The sequence below is a fragment of the Flavobacterium hibernum genome, assembly GCF_000832125.1.
Classification (GTDB): Bacteria; Bacteroidota; Bacteroidia; order Flavobacteriales; family Flavobacteriaceae; genus Flavobacterium; species Flavobacterium hibernum.
In genome coordinates this window covers 41,948-67,040 of sequence record NZ_JPRK01000007.1, presented here as the reverse complement: position 1 = coordinate 67,040, position 25,093 = coordinate 41,948, and the positions used below count along the sequence as shown (strand labels likewise).

The following is a 25,093-nucleotide window of genomic DNA, read 5'->3' as shown; positions in this document are numbered from 1 at the left end:
AATAAGGAAAATTTAGATTCATTTTAGTCTGTTTTCTTTATTCTTATTTCTTTTCTCTTTCAAAAAGCGAAGATAGATTTTAATTAGGAATTTTGAAAATGAGAGAATTTAAAGTTCAGAAAATAATATCTTTGAGGCATAAAATTTTAAAAAATGATAACACATTTAGCTCTTTTACGAGGAATCAATGTTTCTGGCCACAATATGATGAAAATGGAAGCCTTGAAAACGATGTTGGAAAATATTGGTTTTCAAAATGTGAGAACCTATCTTCAATCTGGAAATGTTTTTGTTGATACAGATGAAGAAAGCGCGTCGAAAGTTGGTTTCATGATCAAGCAGGAAATTTTTAAGGTTTTTGGACACGAAGTTCCAACTATTGTTATTACAAAAGATGATTTGGAATTGTGTTTTAAAAACAGTCCATTTTTGAAAGAGAAAGAAATAGATACTAAAAAACTGTATGTAGCTTTTGTGTCAATTGCACTTAAAAGCGAGAATATAAATGATCTTAAAATCAGTCAGTTTAAGCCAGACGAAGCTAGTATTGATGGAAATAGAATTTTTATTAAATATGCCGTTGGTGCAGGAAAAACTCGTTTTGACCAAAAATACATAGAGAAAAAACTAAACGTAACCGCAACAATTAGAAACTGGAATACGGTTACGAATTTGCTTGCGATGTATGCTGAATAACACAAAAAATAGCCACGAATTCACGAATTACTTACATTATAGTAGCAAATAAAAATTCGTGAATTCGTGGCCAAAAAATATTGAGCGGCTTCGACTTCGCTCAGCCTGACAAGCTATTTTGTAATCAAATCACAATACCAAAATCCAAAATCAAAAGCATCGCTTGTGCTTGTATCGCAAGCTGTATTTGATGAATCTTCATTTTTTGGTTTTTCATATTTTCGATAAATAATTTCTCCAATTTCAAAATTGATTGGTTTAGAAAAAATTGGTCCATCAAAAGTGAAAGTATGAAACTCGCCATTTTCTCCGCAAACATCAACATCATCTGGTAAATCATTAATGAAATCCTGATCGATAATTCGACCAACAAAACTTCTATCTAAATAACGTTCGTTTACACAAACGACAATAGTTTTAAAACCAAGCAAAATAAATTCCTGTATTAAATCTTGTGTGGGAATTTTCCAAAGCGGAAAAACGCCTTCAAAACCAATTTTAGCCAATTGATCTTCACGATACTTTCGTAAATCTTCCAGAAAAATATCTCCAAAAATGGAATGTGTGACGCCTTGATTTTTTAACTCAGTCAAGCTTTCGGTCATTACATTTTCGTAGATTCCCATTGTTGGCATTTCCGGAATCTGCATTATTTTTAAAGGTAAACCAATACTTTTCGCCTGTGCTTCTAGAAGTTCAACACGAACACCATGCATCGATATTCGTTGAAATTGTTGGTTAACGCTTGTTAATAAACATTCGATTTTAAAATCAGAATTTTGTAGAATTTTGTATAAAGCCAGAGCAGAATCTTTTCCGCTGCTCCAGTTAAATAAAGCTTTGTTTGGTATTGACACGATGTTTTAATTTTCTGAGGTAAACTTACAAATTTCATTCGATTTGTTGCTGAAACCTTTGTAACTTTGAATTTTGCCTTCAAATTTATTTTAATGAAATACATCTTTCTATTTTTTACTACTTGTCTTTTTGCGCAACAAACTCAATTTGTCGATTTTAAATCGGTTACAGGGCAATTGACTTTAAATGTAAAAGAAAAATCGGTTTCTGGTTCTGTCGATTATCAATTTGAGGTTTTAAAACCAATTGATACTATTAAGATTGATGCCAAAAACATGGAATTTTCTAAAGTTCAAATTAATAATAAAGACGTCGTTTTTGTTAATTCCGGTAAACAATTGCAAATCATTGATAATTTTGAAAAAGGAGAAAATCATTTGACTTTTCAATATTTGGTTAAACCAAAACAAGCTTTGTATTTTGTAGATATAGAAAATCAAGATGTTCAAATTTGGACGCAAGGACAGGGTAGATATACAAGTAATTGGTTTCCGAGTTTTGATGATGTCAACGAAAAGGTAATTTTTAATTTGGGTATTTCGTATGATAAACAATATCAAGTGGTTTCTAATGGTGTTTTAAAACTGAAAAATACAATTGGAGACTTGTTTTATTGGCAGTATGAAATGGAAAAACCAATGAGCTCTTATTTGTTAATGCTTGCTGTTGGAAAGTATGATAAGAAAGAATTAAAAGCAAAGTCGAAAATTCCATTAGAATACTATTTAGAAAATAAAGATACCAATCGGTTTGAACCGACATATCGATACTCTAAACGCATTTTTGATTTCTTAGAAAAAGAAATTGGAGTAAAATATCCGTGGAAAATATACAGAGAAATTCCGGTTCGAGATTTTTTGTATGCTGGAATGGAAAATACAACATCGACACTTTTTGCAACACGTTACGTTGTAGATTCTATTGGTTTTGAAGATCGTAATTACACGAATGTCGATGCGCACGAATTAGCACATCATTGGTTTGGCGATTTAATTACTGCCGAGAGCAGCACACATCATTGGCTTCAGGAAGGTTTCGCGACTTACTTTGCCGCTTTGGCTGAAAGAGATATTTATGGTGATGATTTCTTTTATTCGAAATTATATGATACAGCCCAACAGATAAAATTTGCTTCCAGAACAGATTCGATTCCGGTTTTGAATGCAAAAGCCAGTTCGCTTACTTTTTACGAAAAAGGAGCTTGGGCATTGTTTGTTTTACACGAATCAATTAGAGATAAAGCATTCAAAAAAGCGATTAAAAGTTACCTAAAAAAATATGCATACCAAACTGTAAATACTCAAAATTTCTTTGACGAGATTAGAAAATTATCTGGCTTTGATTTAGAAAAATTTCAGAAAACCTGGTTAGAATCTACTGTTTTTGATACACCAACCGCAAATGCTTTGTTGAGTAAAAATAAGTCTATTCAAGTTCGCTTGGAAGTTGATAAATTGAAAAAAACGCCTTTGGCAGAAAAAGAAGAATTTTTTAAAAAGACTTTAGAATCTGATGTTTATTTTTCGGTAAAAGAAACAATTGTCAATCAGTTAGAAGTTGAAAAATACGAGGCAAAGAAAGAATTATTATTAATTGCTTTGCACACAAACGATTTACAAGTTAGACAAGCTGTTGCAGGTTCGCTGGCAAAAATTCCCGAAGATTTTAGAACGGAATACGAAACTTTATTAAATGATAAATCGTATCAAACGCAAGAAATTGCGTTGTATTATTTATGGAAAAACTTTCCAGATCATCGAGTAGATTATTTAGATAAATCGAAAGATTGGATTGGTTTTAATGATTATAACCTTCGAACGCTTTGGCTTTCATTAGCATTGTCTACTGCAAATTACATTGATAATTCAGATGCTTTAGTTTCAGAATTGATCGCATTTTCTTCGACAAAATATGAGGCTACAACACGACAAAATGCACTTGAAAAATTAATTGCTTTTAAAATTATTAACGATCAGGTGTTGTCTAATTTAGTAAATGCGACGACGCATCATATGTGGCAATTTTCAAAATATGGTAGAGATACAATTCGAATTTTATTAAAAAAATCAGACTTACGTGCTTCGTTTGAGAGAATTTTGCCTAATTTGAACCCCGATGAACAATTTCAATTGAATCGTTTGTTGAAAGAATAAAGAGGATAGAATAAAGAGAATAGAAGAAAGATGTAAGGAATTAGAGCAAAGATTAACGATTATAAATAAGTCTTTATTCTTACTTCTATTTTCTTTTCTCTCTACAAAAAAAAATAAAAACCTACAATAAGTATATGAGAGCATTGGTTATTTCTGGTGGAGGAAGTAAAGGCGCATTTGCCGGTGGTGTAGCGCAATATCTAATAGAAGAAAAAAATCACGAATACGATTTGTTCTTAGGAACTTCTACAGGAAGTTTGCTTATTCCGCATTTAGCATTGGGTCATATCAAAAAAATTCACTCAGTTTATACAAATGTTACGATGGCAAGCATTTTTAATATTTGTCCTTTTGTAATCAAAATTAAAGATGGAGTAGATATTGTAACCATTAATCACTTCAATGTATTACGTCAATTTTTTAAAGGAAAGAGAACCTTTGGTGAAAGCAAAGGATTGAAGAGATATATTCGGAATAATTTTTCAATTTCGGATTTTAATAAGCTTAAAAAACTAAAAAACGATGTTGTAATTACGGTAACTAATTTTACTAAAAATGAAGCAGAATACAAATCAGTAAAAGATTGTACTTATGAAGAGTTTTGCGACTGGTCATGGATTTCGAGTAATTACGTTCCGTTTATGAGTTTGGTCGAAAAAGATAATTGCGAATACGGCGATGGCGGATTTTCAAGTTTAGTCCCAATCCGAGAAGCTATTAATCGCGGTGCAACCGAAATAGACGTAATTATTTTAGAAACTGAGGTGAATATGGATAAGACCGTTATTGGTAAAAATCCGTTTTCGTTAATGATTGATTTGTTTAGAATTGCTTTAGATCAGGTTGAGAAACATGATATTGCCATAGGAAAACTAATGGCAAACAATAAGAATGTAAAACTTAACTTATATTACACACCAACTAAATTGACGGATAATGCCCTTATTTTTAATAAAGAAGTGATGAAAGAATGGTGGGAACAAGGTTATGAATATGCTCAAAATAAGTCTGAAGTTATGAGTGATAATAGGTAATTTTAGATTTTAGATTGATTTTAAAAACAGAAGAAACTAATTTTACATGATACTATCTTTTGATCTTGATGATACTTTAATTTCTAAAAATAAATTTGATCTTGAAAAATCTAATTTGTTCCAGCGATTTTTAGGTGTTGAAAGTATTAGAAAAGGAACAATAGATTTATTTAAAGAAATAAAAAAACAAAAGCATCAAATATATATCTACACAACGTCGTATCGAAGTGAATTAAGAATAAAGACAACATTTTACTCTTATGGAATTCCTGTTGATTTTGTAATCAATCAACAGAAACATCTAAAGAGAATGAATAAAACGGATGTAAATTGTTCTAAATTCCCTCCCATTTTTAATATTGATATTCATATAGATGATTCAGTTGGAGTTGAAATGGAAGGTCAAAAATATGGATTTAAAACCATTATAATTTCTGAAAGAGATGAGAATTGGACTCAAACAATTTTAAGTAAAATAATATAAACTCTAAAATAATGTTTTACCAAAGCTCAGCAACCTCATTCTTAATATATCCCAAAGCGGCATTACTAGGAGATTGTTTTTCTAATAAATCATTTAGAATCACTTCACGAAGTTTGTCAGCGCTATCAACACGATCACTCATAGCGGCTTTTCTTATAATTTGTATCGTCGAGTTTTTTGCTGTTGTGATGATTGTCCAACATTCGTCAGACATATAAATTTGCTGCGTTAAATTATGTTCAAATTCCTGTTCGATTTGTTCGATTAGAAAGTTTACATAATCGTTTTTATCATTAGAAATTGGCGAAATTCTAATTAATAATTTTGTCAAATTAATACGTTCCAAGAATAAAGTCATGCGCTCGTAAGCTTGTAAACGTATTGGTAAAGATTGCTTTTGATATTCTTTATTCAATAAAAAAGCACGTTTTCTATCATTGTTTTTAATGTGTAATTCAAAAAAACGGTAAGCCACAAAACCTGTAACAATGGCTGGTAAAGTATAACTGGCTAATTCTATAATTCTTGTGTAATCCATTTGGGTAAATTTTTCAACAAAAATATACTTTTTGTCGAGAAATCCGTTTTAATTTTTTGGTAATAAACAAAACGGAAGCTTTACTTTTGCAACTTATTTTTTAAGAATCGAAATTTACTTTTAATGGATTCATACGTAATACTTTTTCTTTGCTTGGCTGCTTTTGCTGCAGGATTTATTGATGCTATTGTTGGCGGCGGCGGACTGATTCAGACTCCAATGGGATTAATTTTGTTGCCTAATCTACCAGTTTCTACTGTAATTGGAACTTTAAAATTACCAGCTTTTAGCGGAACAGCTTTTGCTGCTTTTCAATACTTGAAAAAAGTTGTGATTCAGTGGAAATTGCTTCTAATAATGATGTGTTTAGCAGTTCCATCGGCGTTTTTGGGTTCGACTTTATTGACTATGGTAAGTAACGATTTTATGAAACCACTTTTGTTGGTCGTTTTGTCATTGCTATTTATATATACATATGCCAAAAAGAACTTTGGGCAACACGTTGCAAAAGATCATTCAGCCACGACACAAATAATATATGCAGTAGTAATAAGTATAATTGTTGGTTTTTATGACGGATTTATTGGCCCAGGAACCGGTAGTTTTTTTGTAGTTGCGTTTATTGCACTTTTAGGTTTTGACTTTTTACATGCTTCAGCTAATGCTAAAATGGTAAATCTGGCAACTAATTTTGGTTCGATTTGTTTGTTTATGATTAAAGGAAAAATCATTTGGTCAATTGCAATTCCTATGGCAATCAGCAATGGTCTTGGTGGCTGGCTTGGTGCAAAATTAGCAATAAGTAAAGGAAATGGGTTTATTCGTATTTTCTTTTTGGTTGTGGTAATTGGAACTTTAATACGATTTGCATACGACGTTTTCTATAAGTAGTCTTTTTGAACGATGTAAGTGATATAAGAAATTATAAGATATATCGTCAATAATTTTTTTAATATTCTAAATCATATAAGAATTTTTAAAACATATTAAATAGCCGTTAGTTTTAACCAACGGTCTTCAAGATTAAATATATATGGCTTTAGCCAAAATCACAAAGTTTGGCTAAAGCCGAAGAGTTCGTTCAATTATTCCGTTGGTTAAAACCAACGGCTATTGAGGATAGAATATTTTTAAAATGCCAGTTATTTATTTCTAGCCCCGATAGAGGCGGTATCCTCGTAATGAAATGGAGAGATATAGCCGAAAGCGGGAAACCATGTTCAATAAAATGCCTATTTTTTGGCTTCAAAAAAGAAAAAAACTTAGCATCTCAGAACCTCCGAATCTTAGTAGCTTTTTCAATCATTAATTCTTATTTTTGCATCATATGGAGAAAAATTTCATGCAAAAGTACATTGACCAGCTCAATGAGGCGCAACGACAACCCGTTCTAAAAAAAGACGGGCCAATGATTATTATTGCTGGTGCGGGTTCAGGCAAAACCCGTGTTTTAACAATTAGAATTGCTTATTTGATGGCGCAAGGAATTGACGCTTTCAATATTTTATCGCTTACGTTTACGAACAAGGCCGCTCGTGAAATGAAGCACAGGATTTCGGATATTGTGGGAGCATCTGAAGCGAAAAATCTTTGGATGGGAACCTTTCACTCGATTTTTGCCCGTATTCTTCGTGCAGAATCAGATCATTTAGGATATCCGTCTAACTTCACAATTTATGATTCTCAGGATTCGGCTAGATTGATTTCTTCTATCATTAAAGAAATGCAATTAGATCGTGATATCTATAAACCAAAACAGATTTTAGGACGTATATCTAATTATAAAAATAGTTTAATTACGGTAAAAGCGTATTTCAACAATCCTGAATTGGTTGAAGCTGATGCAATGGCGAAAAGACCTAGATTGGGAGATATTTATCAGCAATATGTAGAACGATGCTTTAAAGCAGGTGCAATGGATTTTGATGATTTATTATTAAAAACCAATGAATTACTGACTCGTTTTCCTGAGATTTTGGCTAAATATCAAAACCGTTTTAGATACATTATGGTTGATGAGTACCAAGATACAAATCACTCTCAGTATTTAATTGTAAGAGCTTTATCTGATAAGTTTCAGAATATTTGTGTGGTTGGAGATGATGCGCAAAGTATTTACGCGTTCCGTGGAGCGAATATCAATAATATTCTAAATTTCCAGAAGGATTATGAAGGTGTAATTATGTTTCGTTTAGAGCAAAATTACCGTTCAACAAGAAATATTGTTGAAGCTGCCAATACTGTGATGGAACACAACAAAACGAAACTGGATAAAGTAGTTTGGACTGCAAATGATTTTGGTTCAAAAATTAAAATACATCGTAGTTTGACAGATGCTGAAGAGGGGCGTTTTGTAGCAAGTACCATTTTTGAGCAAAAGATGCAAAATCAATTGCACAATGGTTCTTTTGCGATTTTATATCGTACCAATGCACAATCGCGTGCCATGGAGGATGCTTTACGTAAAAGAGATATTCCGTATCGAATTTACGGTGGATTATCATTTTACCAACGTAAAGAGATTAAGGACGTTTTATGCTACTTACGATTGGTAATCAATCCAAAAGACGAAGAAGCTTTGGTTCGTGTGATTAATTATCCAGCTCGTGGAATTGGTGATACAACTGTCGAAAAACTTACTATTGCTGCCAATCACTATAAACGTTCGATTTGGGAAGTAATGGTAAATATTGATAAAATCGATTTGAAACTGAATACTGGAACAAAGAACAAAATAAAGGATTTTGTTACTATGATTCAGAATTTTCAGGTAATTGATCAAAATCATGACGCATTTTATATCACAGATTATGTCGCAAAGAAAACAGGTTTAGTTCAGGAACTTAAAAAAGATGCTACTCCGGAAGGAATGGCAAAAATTCAGAATATCGAAGAGCTTTTAAATGGTTTAAAAGATTTTACTGAAGGACAAAAAGAAATTGATGGTGCAAGAGGAGCTTTATCTGAATTTATGGAAGATGTCGCACTTGCAACAGATTTAGATAAAGATACTTCTGATGAAGATCGTGTAGCTTTAATGACAATTCACTTAGCAAAAGGACTTGAGTTTCCACATGTTTTTGTAGTGGGAATGGAAGAAGATTTGTTTCCAAGTGCAATGAGTATGAGTACCAGAAGCGAACTAGAAGAAGAGCGTCGTTTATTTTACGTAGCTTTAACTCGTGCAGAACACCATGCTTATTTGACTTATGCACAATCACGTTACCGTTGGGGAAAACTAACAGATAGTGAACCATCTCGTTTTATTGAGGAAATCGATGGACAATATTTAGAATATCTGACTCCAGCAGAAACGAATTACCGCTATAAATCACCAATCGACGGAGATATTTTTGGAGATATTGATAAATCGAAATTACGCTTAGCAAAGCCAATTGGATCAACACCACCAAAACACGTTACCGATAATCAACCCAAACCTGATTTGAATATTCGTAAACTAAAACCGGTTGCAGGAAACAACCCAAATAGTACGGCGCCAAATTTATTTGACAATTCGCTAACTATTGGAAATGTTGTTATGCACGAACGTTTTGGAAAAGGTGAAGTTGTTAATCTGGAAGGTGTTGGGGCAGATAAAAAAGCAGAAATCAAATTTGAAGTAGGAGGTATCAAGAAATTGTTACTTAGATTTGCTAAATTAGATGTTGTTGGTTAAGAAAAGAGTGTAAAAGAAAGATGATAGAAAATAGATTTTTGAAAAAAATAATTTTTTATTACTGGATTTGATTTTTAATCTTAACAAATTTTCATAGTTTTTCTAGAGATTAGATTTTTCTTTAGTTTAAAATTAAATCTATTTACAATTGAAATTATCTTAATTTATTTAAAAAAAATATAAGAATTAAAGAGTAGTCTTTATTCTATTGTCTAACATCTTTATTCTAAAAAAAATGGCTGAGTTCATAAAAATATATCCTGATAAACCTAGTGAAGCTGCAATTGCAAAGGTTGTAAAAGTGCTTCAAAATGGAGGTTTAGTAATTTATCCAACAGATACTGTTTATGGTTTAGGTTGTGATATTACAAATTCGAGAGCTTTAGAAAAGATTGCTAAAATAAAAGGAGTGAAGTTAGAGAAAGCAAATTTTTCATTCATTTGCCATGATTTGAGCAATTTATCAGATTACGTTCGTCAAATCGATACGTCTACATTTAAAATCTTAAAAAGAGCTTTACCTGGGCCTTATACTTTTATTTTGCCTGGAAACAATAATTTACCAAAAGAATTCAAGAAGAAAACCACTGTAGGTATTCGTGTTCCGGATAATAATATAGTTTTAGAAATTGTACGTCAATTAGGAAATCCTATTGTGTCGACTTCGATTCGCGATGAAGATGATGTAATTGAATATACTACAGATCCCGAATTGATTTTTGAAAAATGGCAAAATCTTGTTGATATGGTTATTGATGGTGGTTATGGAGATAACGTTGCATCAACGATAATTGATTTGTCGGAATTTGAGCCTGTTATTGTGAGAGAAGGAAAAGGAGATATTGATATTTTGTAAAAAAATACTGAAATTACATCGTTTTTTAAAATAAATAGCTAACTTTATTATTAGTTAAATTTAGTTAGTTGATTAAAAATAATGCTATTCTTGATTTATATTTAATTGGTTATTAAAAAAATTAAGGATACATAAAAGCAGGTCTATTGACCTGCTTTTTCTGTATCATAATGTATGTAAACGAAGATTATTTCGCTTGTTTTTTCATTTCTTTTTCGATCATATCATAGAATTGATCAATTTTTGGCATAACAACAATACGAGTTCTTCTGTTACGAGCTCTGTCATCTGGAGTATCATTAGCTACTAATGGTACATAAGAACTTCTACCAGCTGCGATTAATTTTGCAGGGTTAACACCAAGGTCATTTGTTAATACACGTACAATAGATGTAGAACGTTTAACACTTAAATCCCAGTTGTCTAACAAAACTCCGTTGCTTTTGTAAGGAACGTTATCTGTGTGCCCTTCAACCATACATTCAAAATCTGGTTTGTCATTTACTACTTTTGCAACTTTAGCCAAAACACCTTTAGCTTTATCAGTTACATCATAGCTACCACTTTTGAATAATAATTTATCTGCGATAGAAATAAATACAACTCCTTTTTCTACGTTGATTTCGATATCTGGATCATTAATCCCAACAGCACCTTTTAAGCTTGTAACTAATGCTAAAGTAACACTGTCTTTTTTAGTTAATGCATCTTGAAGTCTAGATATTTTTAAATCTTTCTCTTTTAAACTTTCTAAAGATTTCTCAAGATTTTCAGCTCCTTTAGTTGTTAATACAGTTAAGTCTTTAGAAGTGCTTATTAAATCTTGATTGTGTTGTTTATAGCTGTCTGCTGTAGCAGCTAATGCAGCTTTTTCAGTTAAACAAGCATTTAGTTTTACAGTGCAAGAGTTTAATAAATCTTGGGTTTCTTTGTTCTTAGCTTCTAACGCTGCGTATTGCTTTTTCGATACACACGAAGTTAAGGCCATTAATACTGATAGTGCAATTACTATTTTTCTCATAGGTATTATATTTAATTAAACGTTGATTACAAATTTAGTTTTTAATATTTTGATTACTGTTAAAGATTTCTTTAAATACGGTCTGTTTCTTTATGTAATACAAGAAAACGATACTTTTTACACTGTAGTATTGTTGGATCTGAAAATCTTTTCGGTCCCGAAGATACTTTAAAGATATACAATAAAACGAAAAGTGTGCTTTCAAAATAGCAAAAGTATGGCTGAATTTTCCTTGTGTAAGAAAACGGATACCAGCAATACCGTCCAAAACCATTCTGAAGAAAATGACCCAAAATAATCCCTTTTTTGGTAGATTCTTTACAAGCATTAAAAGCGAATTTCTAAAATTTAAAAAGGTTTTTTTAGGGTTTCCTTGTTGCAAAGTAGCACCTCCAACATGATATACTGTTGATTCTGAATTGTATTTAATAATATGCCCTTCATTAGCAGCGCGCCAGCATAAATCGATTTCTTCCTGATGAGCAAAGAAACTCTCATCAAAGCCATGTAATTCATGAAAAACTTCTTTTCTTATAAAGAAACATGCGCCCGAAGCCCAAAACAATTCGCAATTGTCGTTATATTGACCATTATCTTTCTCAATAGTATCAAAAATGCGTCCACGACAAAAAGGAAAACCATATTTATCAATAAATCCACCGGCTGCACCTGCATATTCAAAATATTCTTTGTTTTTAAAATCAAGAATTTTAGGCTGAATAATAGCAGTTTGTTTTTCAGTTTCAAAAGTTTCTAAAATTGGTTTTAGCCAATCTTGAGTTACTTCAATATCTGAATTTACTAATGCATAAATTTCAGCATCAATATGTTGAAGCGCATCATTATAACCTTTTGCAAAGCCATGATTTCCGCTGTTTTCAACTATCTTAATAGCGGGGAAGTTTTGTTTGACAAAATTTACAGAATCATCTGTCGACGCATTATCGGCTACATATATAGTAGCTCCTTCAGAAAATTGAACAACAGAAGGTAAAAACTGCTCTAACAGTTTAATTCCGTTCCAATTTAAAATGACAACAGCAATTTTATCCAAAAGTAATTTTTATTTATTTTAATATTATTTTTTATAATCCGGTAATGCTTTTAAAAACTCATATTTTTCGTTTTCAAAATCCATCTGACAATAATAGTGATTCAGACCGTTTGTGACATTCAAAAACCGTGCCTGCATTGTCATATTATAACGCGCAATTTGATCAAAAGTTGCTTGTGATATTTTAACCTCTGGTGCTTTACATTCTACTAATATATGTATAGAACCATCAGAATTAAAAACAACAACATCATATCTTTTTCTTAATCCATTGACTGTTAAAACCTTTTCGACGTTAATCAAAGATTTAGGGTATTTTTTTTCATTCATTAAATAATGAACTACGTGCTGACGGACCCATTCTTCTGGAGTAAGAATGATAAATTTTTTCCTGATTTCATCAAAAATAGACACTTTATTTTCGCTATTTTTGAATCGGAAAGTATAAGAAGGAAAATTTAATTGCTGCATGGCGCAAATATAATTTGAAAATTAGTCAATATGAAAATTAGATAATTATTTTTTTAAAGCTCCTTTGTGATACTGAACACTGAAAACTAAAATAAATGGACGAAGTTGTAAAAATTGTTAATGATATAAAAGCCGGAAATATAAAGCCAATATATTTTTTAATGGGTGAAGAACCTTATTATATAGATAAATTGTCTGAGTATATAGAGCAAAATGTACTTGCCGAAGAAGAAAAAGGATTCAACCAGACCGTTTTGTATGGTAGAGATGTTTCTATTGAGGATATTGTTTCAACGGCCAAGCGCTATCCTATGATGGCTGATCGTCAGGTTGTTATTGTAAAAGAAGCACAGGATTTATCAAGAACAATCGATAAAATCGAGTCATATGTCAATAACCCGATGGAAACTACGGTATTGGTATTTTGTTACAAATATAAAACACTTGATAAACGAAAAAAGGTTACAAAGCTTTTGGCTCAAAACGGAATTGTTTATGAAAGTAAAAAGCTTTACGAAAATCAGGTTGGTGATTGGATAAAGCGTGTATTGGCGGGAAAAAAATACACAATTGACCCAAAAGCTAATGCTATGTTGGTAGAGTTTTTAGGTACTGATTTGAGTAAAATCAATAATGAACTCGAAAAACTACAAATTATTTTGCCTCAGGGAACGGTAATTACGCCACAACATATTGAAGAGAATATTGGTTTTAGTAAAGATTATAATGTTTTTGAGCTTAGAAAAGCTATTGGAGAACGCAATCAATTAAAAGCGTATAAAATTGCCGAAAACTTTGCACATAATCCTAAAGAATATCCATTGGTAATGACTACAGGATTGGTTTTTGGATTTTTTGTTCAGCTTTTAAAATATCATGGACTTAAGGATAAAAATCCAAAAAATGTTGCGGCAGCAATTGGTGTAAATCCTTACTTTTTAAAGGAATATGATTTAGCTATTAAAAATTATCCAATGAGAAAAGTTAGTCAGATAGTTGGATCTTTGCGTGATATCGATGTTAAAAGTAAAGGTGTTGGAGCGAATGCTTTACCGCAGTCAGATCTGTTAAAGGAAATGCTGTATAAAATATTTAATTAAGCCGTGAAAATTCACGATATTTGCATTTCGTAAAATTAAACGACATTAAAAAATAACTGTACAATTATGGGAATGAATAAGAATACCATTTTAGGATGGGCTACTTTTATAATGATACTTATGGGATTGTTACTTATAGGTCTTGGCGCTTTTAGATACAGAGATGTATCTGGTTGGGGGTTTGCAGCAACGGGAGTTGGTTTTTTAGCTAATGCTTGGGTTTTTAACGCATTAAAAGGTAGAGTTTAGTCTATTTTTATACCAATTTCGATAAATCGATTGCAGGATAAAGTCAATAAAAAATTAAATAATAAAATAAAATTATAACAAATGTCAGACGATAAGAAAGTAATTTTCTCGATGTCAAAATTGAGTAAAACCTACTCAAGCAGCGACAAACAAGTATTGAAGAATATTTATTTAAGCTTTTTTTACGGAGCTAAAATTGGTATTTTAGGTTTAAATGGTTCTGGTAAATCATCACTTTTAAAGATTATTGCAGGTGTAGATAAAAACTATCAAGGAGATGTAGTTTTTGCACCTGGTTATACAGTTGGATATTTAGAGCAAGAGCCACAATTAGATGACGAAAAAACAGTTATCGAAATTGTTCGTGAAGGAGTTGCCGAAACTATGGCTGTTCTAGAAGAATATAACAAAATCAATGATTTATTTGGTCTTCCGGAAAACTACGAAGATCAAGACAAAATGGATAAATTGATGGATCGTCAAGCGGCGCTGCAAGATAAAATCGATGCATTGGGAGCTTGGGAAATCGATACTAAATTAGAAATCGCTATGGATGCGTTGCGTACTCCAGATGGAGATACGCCAATCAAAAACCTTTCAGGGGGAGAACGTCGTCGTGTAGCTTTATGTCGTTTGTTATTGCAACAGCCTGATGTATTGTTACTTGATGAGCCTACCAACCACTTAGATGCTGAGTCTGTACTTTGGTTAGAGCAACATTTAGCACAATATGCAGGAACAGTTATCGCTGTAACACACGATAGATATTTCCTTGATAATGTAGCTGGTTGGATTCTTGAATTGGATAGAGGAGAAGGTATTCCGTGGAAAGGAAATTATTCTTCTTGGTTAGATCAAAAATCAAGCAGAATGGCACTTGAAGAAAAAGTAGCATCAAAACGTCGTAAAAATTTAGAGCGTGAGTTGGACTGGGTTCGTCAAGGAGCTAAAGGTCGTCAAACAAAGCAAAAAGCACGTTTACAGAATTACGACAAATTATTAAACGAAGATCAAAAACAACTAGATGAAAATCTGGAAATTTATATCCCGAACGGTCCACGTTTAGGAACAAATGTTATTGAGGCTAAAAATGTTGCCAAAGCTTTTGGAGATAAATTGTTGTATGATAATTTGAACTTTACTTTGCCACAAGCTGGAATTGTTGGAGTTATTGGGCCAAACGGTGCTGGTAAATCGACAATTTTTAGAATGATTATGGGAGAGCAGGAGCCAGATAGTGGAGAATTTTCTATCGGTGAAACTGTAAAAATTGCTTATGTAGATCAATCACACTCTAATATTGATCCTAATAAATCTATCTGGGAAAATTTTGCAGATGGTCAGGAGTTAATTATGATGGGTGGTCGTCAAGTAAATTCTCGTGCTTACTTAAGCCGTTTTAACTTTGGTGGAAGTGATCAAAACAAAAAAGTATCTATGCTTTCTGGTGGTGAGCGCAACCGTTTACACTTAGCAATGACGTTGAAAGAAGAAGGAAACGTACTTTTATTAGATGAGCCTACGAATGATTTGGATGTAAATACACTTCGTGCACTTGAAGAAGGTCTTGAAAACTTCGCAGGTTGTGCAGTAGTTATTTCTCACGACAGATGGTTTTTGGATAGAATTTGTACACACATTCTAGCATTCGAAGGAGATTCTGAAGTTTATTATTTCGAAGGAGGATTCTCAGAATACGAAGAGAATAAAAAGAAACGTTTAGGTGGTGATTTAACTCCAAAACGTTTGAAATACAAAAAGTTAATCAGAAACTAATCGGATAACTTTTAAATGAAAAATCCCAAATTCCAAATTTTAAAAGATTTGAATTTGGGATTTTTTTATTAAAGAGAAATTATGTTATTTCGAGGAAATAGGGATAACAATATTTTGTAAAATTGGAATTTTACAAATTGAAACTTTACAAAAACTTAGTTTTTAATTCCGGAGTAGGAATCATGCAACTTTCTTTTTTGCCATACCACTTATAGCGATTCTTAGCAATGTAATCGTAAATATAATTTCGAAGTTTTTCTGGAAGGATTTTAAAAATAATAAGTAAGTTGTAAATTCCACCCAAATCTTCGCTAATTTCCAGAACGGCTGAAGATTTGTAATAATAAGCCACACCAGGATTGTATAAAATTATGCTGTCAATTTTATTCTGATCAATTCCAATATAATTGCAAATCTCTTTTCCTAACTCAGATTGCAAAGCCACAAATCTAAAAATATCCTTTTTATCATTTTTGATAATAAACTGAACTGCGCCATTGCATAAATTGCAAACGCCGTCAAAGAGGATTATTTTTTTATTATTTGGAAGATTTTGCATTTTTTTATTAAAATTAATTTTTGTTATTTCGAGGAACGAGAAAATCACACTCGTAGCTCGACAAAGATTGATGATTTACATTTTAAAGTTTCTCGTGTGATTTACTTCGTCTATTCGCTATCGCTCGAGTCTCGTTCCTCGAAATGACAAAAATGTCAGTAATTAAAAGTATTTGTTTTATCTATTGTAAATTTAAAAATAATAAGTTTAATAGATTGAAAACGACTTTCATAATTTATTTCTAAGCGAATTTTAAAAAAAATCCATCTTCATGATTATCTTTTTAAAAACAAATTCTTAAATCGCTTTATTTTAATTTTTGATCAATTTTACAGTTTTTATAACTGAAAACCGCGACCGAAAACTGAAAACTTATTTCTTCCCAGCTTCAACAAATTCCAATTCATCCAAACTTACTTTTGAAGTAAAGATTCCATAATTTACTGTTGCTTTATTTTTTTCGATAGAATCAATACTTCCAACCGATCTTCCGTCTAGCATTCTCACTCGATCACCAACTTTTAAAATTGGTTTTGGTTTTTCGATAACTGGTTTAAGTTTCTTTTCTTTTTTCTCTTTTCGAATTTCTTCGACTTGAACTGAAACTTCTGCAATTACTTCTTTTTTCTTTTCAACTATAGCTTTGGCTTCTTTTGGAGTTGCTTTTTTTCGTTTTGAATTTTCAATTTCAATTATTTTCAAAAATTCTCCAATCAGTTCTTTTTTGTTTTTGTTATTAAAATATTTCTCTGAAATATCTTCTATTTTTTGACCAATGTAAATCGTCTTTTGGTTACTATCATATAATTCCTGATAGCTCTCCAGTTTTTGTTTAATTTTTACATTGATGTTTTCCATCTTTTTGCTTTCTTCACGCGCTCGGGTTTCTTCTTCTTTTAGGTTGATAGAAGTTTTTTCGAGTTTGGATCTTTCTTTTTGAAGCGTTGCAATAGTTTTGTCAAATCGAACTTTTCCAACTTCAATTTTCTTTTTTGCACGATTAATTAAACCAAACGGAATTCCATTTTTTAATGCAACCTCAAAAGTAAACGAACTTCCGGCTTGACCTAAAGCGAGTTTGTACATTGGTTCTAACGATTTTTCATCAAACATCATATTGGCATTTGTGGCAAAAGGCAATTCGTTAGCCAGAATTTTCAAATTTGAATAATGTGTTGTGATAATCCCAAAAGCTTCACGATGATAAAATTCTTCCAGGAAGATTTCTGCCAAAGCTCCACCTAATTCCGGGTCAGAACCTGTACCAAATTCGTCAATTAAAAACATGGTTTTCTTGTTGCATTTCTTCAAGAAATAATTCATGTTTTTTAAACGATAACTATAAGTACTTAAATGATTTTCAATAGATTGATTGTCTCCAATATCAGTTAAGATTCTGTCGAATAAAAAAGTTTCGCTTCGTTCGTGAACAGGAATCAACATTCCGGATTGAAGCATTAATTGTAATAAACCAACCGTTTTTAACGAAATTGTTTTTCCTCCGGCATTTGGTCCAGAAATAACAATTATTCGGTTATCTTGTTTTAATTCAATAGTTTGAGGATGAGTGATTTCGTTCTTTTGCTTATTGTTCAAATATAAAATTGGATGATAAGCTTCTCTGAAAAATAATCTTCTTTCCTCCGTAATTGTTGGTAAAATTCCGTTTATTCTATTGGCATATTTTGCTTTTCCAGCAACCACGTCAATATCACTTAAAAATTCCTGATATTCAATTAGTAAAGGCAAGAAAGGACGAATTGCGTTCGATAATTGCTTTAGAATTCTGGTAATTTCTTCTTTCTCTTCGTATTCTAAATTTGCTAATTCTCTTGAATATTGTAAAGTTGCTTCCGGTTCAATATAGGCAATACTTCCGGTTTTTGAACTTCCTAAAATCGAACCTTTTACTTTACGGCGATACATGGCTAAAACCGCTAGAACTCTACGGTTTTGAACAAAACTTTCTTTGATGTCGTCTAGATAACCAAGGCTATTATTGTGAGTAAGCGCAACTCCAAAACTTTGATTTACTTTACCGCGAACGATATTCATATTCTGACGAATACTCAGTAAAGCTGGTGAAGCATTGTCTTTAATTTCACCGTATTTGTCTACAATAGCGTCAATTAAAGTAACAATGTCTTTGGTGTATTCTACTTTTGAAGCTCTTGCGTTTAAGTTAGGATAGTAATCATCGAATTTTTTAAGAAAGTTCAATAAGAAATTTGATGTTGACGATAGTGTTGCAATTTTTCTAAAACTTCCAACTTCTAAGAAACTATCTTCAATTGCTAAAAATTTAATTTCATTAGTTATAGCGTCAAATCCGTGATTGGGAATTGCATTATTGTTTTGAAAAGAAGAGACATACTCTGATGTTTGCATTAAAGCTTGCATTAAAGTTTCTTTGTCTCGAAAAGGAGTTATATGTAAAGCTTTTTCTTTTCCAATATCTGTATTGCAGCCTGCTGAAATAGTTTCAAGGACAGTTGGAAATTGTAAATCTTGTAATGTTTTTTCGGTAATGGATATCATTATATATCGTAAGTTGTAAAATTCAAAGTTACAAAGTTTTAAAACTAAATAGCACTATTAATTGGTACTTTGGAAAAAACTTTGCGTAATTTGTAAAAAAATAAATAAAATGGAAATTAATCTTTCTTCTGATTGGAAAGAAGTTTTGGCAAGTGAAATCGAAAAGCCGTATTTTAAAGAATTAATGTTAGCTTTAAAACTCGAATACCAAACTCATACTTGTTATCCTCCGGCAGAATTGATTTTCTCGGCTTTTAACAATTGCTCTTTTCAGGATGTAAAAGTCGTAATTATTGGACAAGATCCTTATCATGGAGAAGGCGAAGCCAATGGTTTAAGCTTTTCAGTAAATGATACGGTAAAAATCCCACCTTCGTTGCGTAACATTTTCAAGGAAATAAATATGGATCTTGAAACTATTTTTATGCCAACTTCTGGTAATCTTGAAAAATGGGCAAAACAAGGTGTTTTACTTTTAAATGCTTCTTTAACGGTTCAAAAAGATAATCCAAATAGTCATAAACATTTAAAATGGAATCTTTTTACAGATGCTGTAATTCAGGCAATTTCCGATAAAAAAGAAAATGTTGTTTTTCTGTTATGGGGAAGTTTTGCTCAAAAGAAAGGACTTAAAATTGATCGCTCAAAACATTGTATTTTAGAATCCGGTCATCCTTCGCCAATGAGTGCTAATCAGGGAAAATGGTTTGGCAACAAACATTTTAGTAAAACAAATGCTTTTTTAGAATCTAAGGGAATTGAAGAAATTGAGTGGTAGTGAAACACCAATCACGCTAACTTTTCACAGTTTTGTCATTTCGACGAAGGAGAAATCTCCACAAGAAGCTCGACAAAGATTGGGTTTTCGTTTCGGAGTTACTTGTGGAGATTTCTCCTTCGTCGAAATGACAAACTGCTCTATTTTACAGACTATTTATCTGTAGGCTTCTTAATAATCTCTTCTAAAACGGCTTTCTTTTCGTAATTGATGACTTTTAGAATAATTTCTTGATTTTTAGTCGTTTTTCCTTCAATAACATATAATTTTCCTTTTTTGAAAGGAACATTACTTTGGTCAAAATCAACATCTCCGTATGTTAAAGTGTTTTTGATATCAGCTGTATCAACCCATTTTTCGTTTAAGGTTTGGATTGCTTTATCAGAATATTGAAAAGGTTTTGTTCTTAAATCATTCAAAACTCTTGCATTTGGAAAATAGTTGCAACGAGTATCTTTTCCACTAAAAACAAGGGCTACAAAAAAGCATCCCATAATAAGACCAATCAAATAATATGCAAAACGGTGTACGAACTTCATGAAATAAATTTTTAGCAAAGGTAAGCTAAACTTCCTTTAAAATACAAGTAAATTAATGTCGTTGTCTGGTAAATCAAACCATTCGCCAATTGCTTTGTTTGTTAGGATTCCGTGGTATAAGTAAATTCCGTTTTTTAGTCCTTTATTGCATCTAATAGCACTTTCTAAACCACCATCTTCGGCAATTTGAAGTAGGTATGGAGTTAAGATATTACTTATTGATAGTGAGGCAGTTTTAGAATATCTTGATGGGATATTTGGAACACAATAGTGCAGAACGTTACTTTTTATAAAAGTAGGTTTTTCGTGAGTTGTAACTTCCGAGGTTTCAAAACATCCGCCAGTATCAATACTTACATCTACAATTACGGCACCTTTTTTCATGTGTTCAACCATAGTTTCGGTAACAATAATAGGACAACGTTCTTTTCCGCGCATAGCACCAATGGCTACATCACAACGTCTTAAAGCTTTTAATAATGCTTTTTGTTGTACTGTAGAAGTAAAAATACGCTGGCTTAAGTTATTTTGTAAACGACGTAATTTGGTAATTGAGTTATCAAATACTTTTACGTTTGCACCTAAACCAATAGCGGTTTTAGCAGCAAATTCTCCAACAGTTCCTGCGCCTAAAATCACAACTTCGGTAGGAGGGACGCCAGTAATATTACCGAATAAAAGTCCTTTTCCAAATTCATCCGTAATCATTAATTCGGCAGCAATTAAGATAGAAGCAGTTCCGGCAATCTCGCTTAACGATTTTACGGCTGGATACGATCCATCTTCATCTTTAATATATTCGAATGCAAGTGCGGTAATTTTTTTTTTGGCTAGAGCTTCAAAGTAAGTTTTCTTCTTTGTTTTTAGCTGAATGGCTGAAATGATCGTCGTTTCAGGATTAATCATCTCGATTTCTGCTAATGTAGGCGGCTCAACTTTTAATAATAATGGACAACCAAAAACTTTTTTAGTGTCTTTTGTTACTTCTGCACCAGCATCAGCATATTCTTTATCAGAATAACTAGAACTTTCTCCTGCGCCAGATTCAATCATTACACGATGACCTTCGTAAGTTAAAGAGTTCACGGCATCTGGAGTTAAACAAATACGACGTTCCTGATAACTTGTTTCTTTTGGAATCCCAATGAAAAGCTCTCTTTTAAATCGGCCAATTTCAAGTTTTTCTTCTTGTGGCAGCAATTGTTGCTTCGTAAATGGAGTTAAGGTGATTGACATGGGTTGTGCGAAATATTAAGAGTACAAATTACGTAAAAAGTTTTAAAATCAATGTAAAAATTGTGCTAATAGTGTTTTAATATTTAGGGTAATAATTTTTCCATTTTTATGTCGGCTCTTTCGTAAACTCCATCTTCAAGCGGAATTTCAACAAAACCAAATTTTTCATATAAATGAATAGCTGGAAGTAGTTTTGTATTCGAGTATAAAAATAACCTTTTGATGTTTCTTTCTTCAGCTACAGCTAAACAATGTACTAAAAGTTTATTACCAATGCCTAGACCTTGAGCTTTATCTGAAACGGCCATTTTACTCAATTCAAAAGTAGTATTGTCAATTTTTAGCAAGGAAACGGTTCCTAGAATTTCATTATTATATTTTGCATAGAAAATCATTCCACCTTTGTCGATAATTTCTTCTTGCGGATTTGAAAGTACGATTTCGTCTTTTTCTTCAACTCTAAAATACTTTTGAAGCCATTCTTTGTTTAAAGTTTTAATGGGGTCTTTTAAATCTGAAGAAAAGGGAATAATTTCTACTATATTATGGGTATTCATTGTGTTTTATTTAAGCTAATTTCAATTCTCTTTTCCCATCAGACAATAACTCAATTGTAATTGTAGAAGTTTCCTCAGGAAGTAAACTCGCAATTTTTTCAGACCATTCAATAAAACACCAATTTCCAGAATATAAATAATCATCAACACCCATATCAAGAGCTTCAGTTTCTTTGTTTAGTCTGTAAAAATCAAAATGATAAACGATTTGATTATTTGAGGTAGAATATTCATTAACTAAAGAAAAGGTTGGGCTACTTGTTGCGCTTTCAACTCCTAAACTTTTACATAGTTGCTTGATAAGCGTGGTTTTTCCAACACCCATTTCTCCGTTAAAAAGAATAATTTTTTTAGGATTTGACACTAAAATTTGTTCGGCTACTTCTTCAATTTGATCTAATGAAAAAATGATATTCATTGTTATTATTTAATTTAGTTTTATTATTTTTTTGCAAACTTTCTAACTTCTGGATTGATTAATTTAGGATCAATTTCATCTGTTTTTCTGATGTACTTATTTAAGCTATCTTTTTTTTGATAATAAGCATAAGAATTTGCTAATTGCGCGTAATAACTTCCATTCTTTGGTTCGATTTTAACCGCTTTATTTAAATTTTTTATAGCTAAATCTAAATATTTTTTATCGTTTTTCTCCATAAATATTTGACCATAACTTACCGCTGCACAATAAAATACTTTTCCATTATTTGGATCTAGCGCAATGGATTTTTCTAAATAAACAACAGATTTTTCGTATTCTTTTTTCTTTCCTAAAATATTCCCAAATCCCCAAAAGGCATTTGGATTTTCATTATCTAAAAGCCAAGCTTGATTAAATCTTTTCATTGAAGTGTCAAGTTCATCTTTATAAAAATATTCCCATCCTTTATTGGCATAGTATTCAGAAGCAGCTTTTTTATTTTTAAATTGTTTCTCGGCTTCTTCAATAAATTGATTGTCACTTTGTATTTGTTGCGTACATTTTTTGACTTGACCGTACATGGGTATCAAGTTGATTCCCTGAGGACAATCTTGAGCGCGGCTAAAATTAATGTTCGTTAAAAAAACTAAAAAGAGTGAAAAAATCAATATTCTCTTCATATAATAGTTACTTTTTCTATTTCGGAAAAACATTTTAAAAAGAATTTTTTAGTCTCAGTCACAGTTTTTAGTCGCAGTTGAAAACTGAAAACTGTGACTGAAAACTTTTCTTATTTCGGGTTGAATACCAAAAACGGAATAATCATTTCTTCTAACGAAATTCCCCCGTGTTGATATGTATTTTTGTAATAACTCACATAATGATTGTAGTTGTTTACATAAGCTAAAAAGTAATCATTTTTGGCAAAAATAAACGAACTACTCATGTTTATAGCAGGCAAACCAATTGTCTTTGGCTCTTTTACTACATACACATCTTTTTGTTCGTAGGTTAAACTACGACCTGTTTTATAACGCAAATTTAAACTTGTATTTTTATCTCCAACAACTTTTGAAGGGTTTTTTACATTAATTGTTCCATGATCTGTGGTTAAAATTAATTTAAATCCTAAAAGTTGTGCTTGCTGAATGATTTCTAAAAGCGGAGAATTTTTAAACCAACTCAAAGTCAGTGAGCGATAAGCTTTATCATCTGAAGCAAGTTCTTTAACTACTTCCATTTCGGTTTTGGCGTGCGATAACATATCAACAAAATTGTAAACAACTGTTACCAAGTCATTTCCTTTTAATGCTTTGAAGTTTTCAGCAAGTTTTTTTCCTCCAGCGTAATTCGTGATTTTAAAATAATCTTCTTTGATATTTAATCCCAAACGCTTTAATTGAGCCGAAAGAAATTCGGCTTCATAAAGATTTTTTCCTCCATCTTCGACATCATTTTTCCAGTATTGCGGAAATTGTTTTTCCATTTCGATTGGCAATAAACCTGAAAAAATAGAGTTTCTGGCATATTGCGTTGCTGTTGGAAGAATAGAGAAGTAAGGAACCTCTTTTTCTAATTTATAATAATTAGAAACTACAGTTTCAAAAGATTTCCATTGATCATAACGAAGATTATCAATTACAACAAATAAAATAGGTTTGTCTTTCTTCTTAATTTCCGGAACCACTAATTCTTTAAATAAACTGTGCGATTGAATTGGTTTGTCTGCCTTTGGTGCAAACCAGTCCTCATAGTTTCTTTCTATAAATTTCCCGAATTGAGAGTTCGCTTCAACTTTTTGAGATTCAAGGATTTCAATCATTCCTTGATCGTTGATATTTTCAAGTTCTAATTCCCAAAAAATCAATTTTTTATACAATTCTACCCAATCTTCAAAGGAATTAACCATTGCTAATTCCATTGAAATTTTTCGAAATTCCTTTTGGTAATCTAGTGTAGTTTTTTCTGAAATTAATCTCGAATGATCCAGATTCTTTTTCAAACTCAATAAAATCTGGTTTGGATTTACGGGTTTGATCAGGTAATCGGCAATTTTAGAACCAATGGCTTCTTCCATTATGTATTCTTCTTCACTTTTGGTGATCATAATCATCGGAATTGCCGATTTTTTTTCTTTCATTTCTGAAAGTGTTTCCAAACCACTCATTCCTGGCATATTTTCATCTAAAAAAACAATGTCAAAATTGTCTTCTTCAAATAAAGTAATTGCATCTAAACCATTGTTACAAGTAGTTACAGCGTAGTTTTTTTTCTCCAGAAATAATATATGTGGCTTTAATAGATCGATTTCATCGTCGACCCAAAGTATTTTTATCTTGTCCATAAACGAATATAATTTTAATGCAATTTAGAAGTATAGAACTTAAAAAGTATTAAAAATAGTATAAATTATAGAATAAAGTATTGCGATTTTGGTATTAAAATTTTTTTGCAATTTGTTACTGCCTTGATAATCATAATGAATTATTGTTGATT

24 protein-coding genes are annotated in these 25,093 nt (G+C 31.7%); 11 read left to right on the top strand and 13 right to left on the bottom strand.

The features are described from left to right. Nucleotides 1–153 precede the first annotated feature (153 nt). Entirely contained in the window at nt 154–696 is a 543-nt protein-coding gene (locus IW18_RS07555) for a DUF1697 domain-containing protein (RefSeq protein ID WP_041516989.1), read from the top strand. Between the two features lie 113 nt (nt 697–809). Here the strand turns inward: IW18_RS07555 and IW18_RS07550 are convergent, their stop codons facing one another. Then, nucleotides 810–1,547: a Dph6-related ATP pyrophosphatase gene (locus IW18_RS07550; protein WP_089081970.1), complete on the bottom strand. Its 738-nt coding sequence runs from the start codon at nt 1,545–1,547 to the stop codon at nt 810–812. 99 nt (nt 1,548–1,646) lie between these two features. Between IW18_RS07550 and IW18_RS07545 the strand changes: the two genes are divergently transcribed. From IW18_RS07545 to IW18_RS07535, 3 genes are all read left to right on the top strand, one after another. Further along, nucleotides 1,647–3,707: a M1 family metallopeptidase gene (locus IW18_RS07545; RefSeq protein ID WP_041516987.1), complete on the top strand. Its 2,061-nt coding sequence runs from the start codon at nt 1,647–1,649 to the stop codon at nt 3,705–3,707. A gap of 134 nt (nt 3,708–3,841) precedes the next feature. Beyond that, a complete protein-coding gene (locus IW18_RS07540; protein WP_041516986.1) occupies nt 3,842–4,741 on the top strand; it encodes a patatin-like phospholipase family protein in 900 nt (299 codons plus the stop codon). A 46-nt stretch (nt 4,742–4,787) separates the two neighbouring features. After that, nucleotides 4,788–5,225: a hypothetical protein gene (locus IW18_RS07535; RefSeq protein WP_041516985.1), complete on the top strand. Its 438-nt coding sequence runs from the start codon at nt 4,788–4,790 to the stop codon at nt 5,223–5,225. 16 nt (nt 5,226–5,241) lie between these two features. On the opposite strand, the gene IW18_RS07530 is transcribed toward IW18_RS07535, so the two are convergent. After that, the gene (locus IW18_RS07530; protein WP_041516984.1) at nt 5,242–5,763 is read right to left on the bottom strand and encodes a DUF7935 family protein; all 522 of its coding nucleotides are present in this window, start codon (nt 5,761–5,763) and stop codon (nt 5,242–5,244) included. Between the two features lie 123 nt (nt 5,764–5,886). On the opposite strand from IW18_RS07530, the gene IW18_RS07525 reads away from it, so the two are divergent. The 3 genes from IW18_RS07525 to IW18_RS07515 all read left to right on the top strand — a co-directional run bounded on the left by IW18_RS07525 (nt 5,887) and on the right by IW18_RS07515 (nt 10,298). Next, on the top strand, nt 5,887–6,654 hold the full coding sequence (locus tag IW18_RS07525; protein ID WP_041516983.1) for a sulfite exporter TauE/SafE family protein: 768 nt from the start codon (nt 5,887–5,889) through the stop codon (nt 6,652–6,654). Between the two features lie 451 nt (nt 6,655–7,105). Beyond that, nucleotides 7,106–9,442 (top strand): ATP-dependent helicase, encoded by a 2,337-nt coding sequence (locus IW18_RS07520; protein ID WP_041517282.1) that lies wholly within the window; start codon nt 7,106–7,108, stop codon nt 9,440–9,442. A gap of 235 nt (nt 9,443–9,677) precedes the next feature. Continuing rightward, entirely contained in the window at nt 9,678–10,298 is a 621-nt protein-coding gene (locus IW18_RS07515) for an L-threonylcarbamoyladenylate synthase (RefSeq protein ID WP_041516982.1), read from the top strand. 187 nt (nt 10,299–10,485) lie between these two features. Here the strand turns inward: IW18_RS07515 and IW18_RS07510 are convergent, their stop codons facing one another. Genes IW18_RS07510 through IW18_RS07500 form a run of 3 tightly spaced genes read right to left on the bottom strand, consistent with a single transcriptional unit; the run spans nt 10,486 to nt 12,844 of the window. Beyond that, complete coding sequence (locus IW18_RS07510; RefSeq protein ID WP_041516981.1) at nt 10,486–11,319, bottom strand: OmpA/MotB family protein; 834 nt, start codon at nt 11,317–11,319, stop codon at nt 10,486–10,488. Nucleotides 11,320–11,353: 34 nt separating this feature from the next. Continuing rightward, the gene (locus IW18_RS07505) at nt 11,354–12,373 is read right to left on the bottom strand and encodes a glycosyltransferase family 2 protein (protein WP_041516980.1); all 1,020 of its coding nucleotides are present in this window, start codon (nt 12,371–12,373) and stop codon (nt 11,354–11,356) included. 24 nt (nt 12,374–12,397) lie between these two features. Continuing rightward, on the bottom strand, nt 12,398–12,844 hold the full coding sequence (locus tag IW18_RS07500; protein ID WP_041516979.1) for a type I restriction enzyme HsdR N-terminal domain-containing protein: 447 nt from the start codon (nt 12,842–12,844) through the stop codon (nt 12,398–12,400). A gap of 95 nt (nt 12,845–12,939) precedes the next feature. On the opposite strand from IW18_RS07500, the gene holA reads away from it, so the two are divergent. The 3 genes from holA to ettA all read left to right on the top strand — a co-directional run bounded on the left by holA (nt 12,940) and on the right by ettA (nt 15,969). Next, nucleotides 12,940–13,944, top strand: a complete 1,005-nt coding sequence (gene holA, locus IW18_RS07495) for a DNA polymerase III subunit delta (RefSeq protein WP_041516978.1) — start codon at nt 12,940–12,942, stop codon at nt 13,942–13,944. Between the two features lie 66 nt (nt 13,945–14,010). After that, nucleotides 14,011–14,193: a CAL67264 family membrane protein gene (locus IW18_RS07490; RefSeq protein ID WP_041516977.1), complete on the top strand. Its 183-nt coding sequence runs from the start codon at nt 14,011–14,013 to the stop codon at nt 14,191–14,193. Nucleotides 14,194–14,274: 81 nt separating this feature from the next. Next, nucleotides 14,275–15,969, top strand: coding sequence for an energy-dependent translational throttle protein EttA (ettA, locus tag IW18_RS07485; protein ID WP_041516976.1), 1,695 nt, complete (start codon nt 14,275–14,277; stop codon nt 15,967–15,969). Between the two features lie 145 nt (nt 15,970–16,114). On the opposite strand, the gene IW18_RS07480 is transcribed toward ettA, so the two are convergent. Further along, nucleotides 16,115–16,528 carry a thiol-disulfide oxidoreductase DCC family protein gene (locus IW18_RS07480; protein WP_041516975.1) on the bottom strand — a complete coding sequence of 138 codons (414 nt, stop codon included), beginning with the start codon at nt 16,526–16,528 and terminating at the stop codon, nt 16,115–16,117. 372 nt (nt 16,529–16,900) lie between these two features. Beyond that, the gene (locus IW18_RS07475; protein ID WP_041516974.1) at nt 16,901–19,066 is read right to left on the bottom strand and encodes an endonuclease MutS2; all 2,166 of its coding nucleotides are present in this window, start codon (nt 19,064–19,066) and stop codon (nt 16,901–16,903) included. 109 nt (nt 19,067–19,175) lie between these two features. On the opposite strand from IW18_RS07475, the gene IW18_RS07470 reads away from it, so the two are divergent. Next, complete coding sequence (locus IW18_RS07470) at nt 19,176–19,844, top strand: uracil-DNA glycosylase (RefSeq protein ID WP_041516973.1); 669 nt, start codon at nt 19,176–19,178, stop codon at nt 19,842–19,844. 152 nt (nt 19,845–19,996) lie between these two features. Here the strand turns inward: IW18_RS07470 and IW18_RS07465 are convergent, their stop codons facing one another. From IW18_RS07465 to porX, 6 genes are all read right to left on the bottom strand, one after another. After that, nucleotides 19,997–20,383, bottom strand: a complete 387-nt coding sequence (locus IW18_RS07465; RefSeq protein ID WP_041516972.1) for a DUF4258 domain-containing protein — start codon at nt 20,381–20,383, stop codon at nt 19,997–19,999. A gap of 36 nt (nt 20,384–20,419) precedes the next feature. Next, nucleotides 20,420–21,619, bottom strand: coding sequence for an alanine dehydrogenase (locus IW18_RS07460; RefSeq protein WP_041516971.1), 1,200 nt, complete (start codon nt 21,617–21,619; stop codon nt 20,420–20,422). A gap of 83 nt (nt 21,620–21,702) precedes the next feature. Next, nucleotides 21,703–22,176, bottom strand: a complete 474-nt coding sequence (locus IW18_RS07455) for a GNAT family N-acetyltransferase (RefSeq protein WP_041516970.1) — start codon at nt 22,174–22,176, stop codon at nt 21,703–21,705. A gap of 10 nt (nt 22,177–22,186) precedes the next feature. Beyond that, nucleotides 22,187–22,594: a tRNA (adenosine(37)-N6)-threonylcarbamoyltransferase complex ATPase subunit type 1 TsaE gene (gene tsaE, locus IW18_RS07450; protein WP_041516969.1), complete on the bottom strand. Its 408-nt coding sequence runs from the start codon at nt 22,592–22,594 to the stop codon at nt 22,187–22,189. A gap of 23 nt (nt 22,595–22,617) precedes the next feature. Beyond that, nucleotides 22,618–23,277 carry a tetratricopeptide repeat protein gene (locus IW18_RS07445; RefSeq protein ID WP_041516968.1) on the bottom strand — a complete coding sequence of 220 codons (660 nt, stop codon included), beginning with the start codon at nt 23,275–23,277 and terminating at the stop codon, nt 22,618–22,620. A 110-nt stretch (nt 23,278–23,387) separates the two neighbouring features. Next, a complete protein-coding gene (porX, locus tag IW18_RS07440; RefSeq protein ID WP_041516967.1) occupies nt 23,388–24,941 on the bottom strand; it encodes a T9SS response regulator signal transducer PorX in 1,554 nt (517 codons plus the stop codon). Between the last annotated feature and the right edge of the window lie 152 nt (nt 24,942–25,093).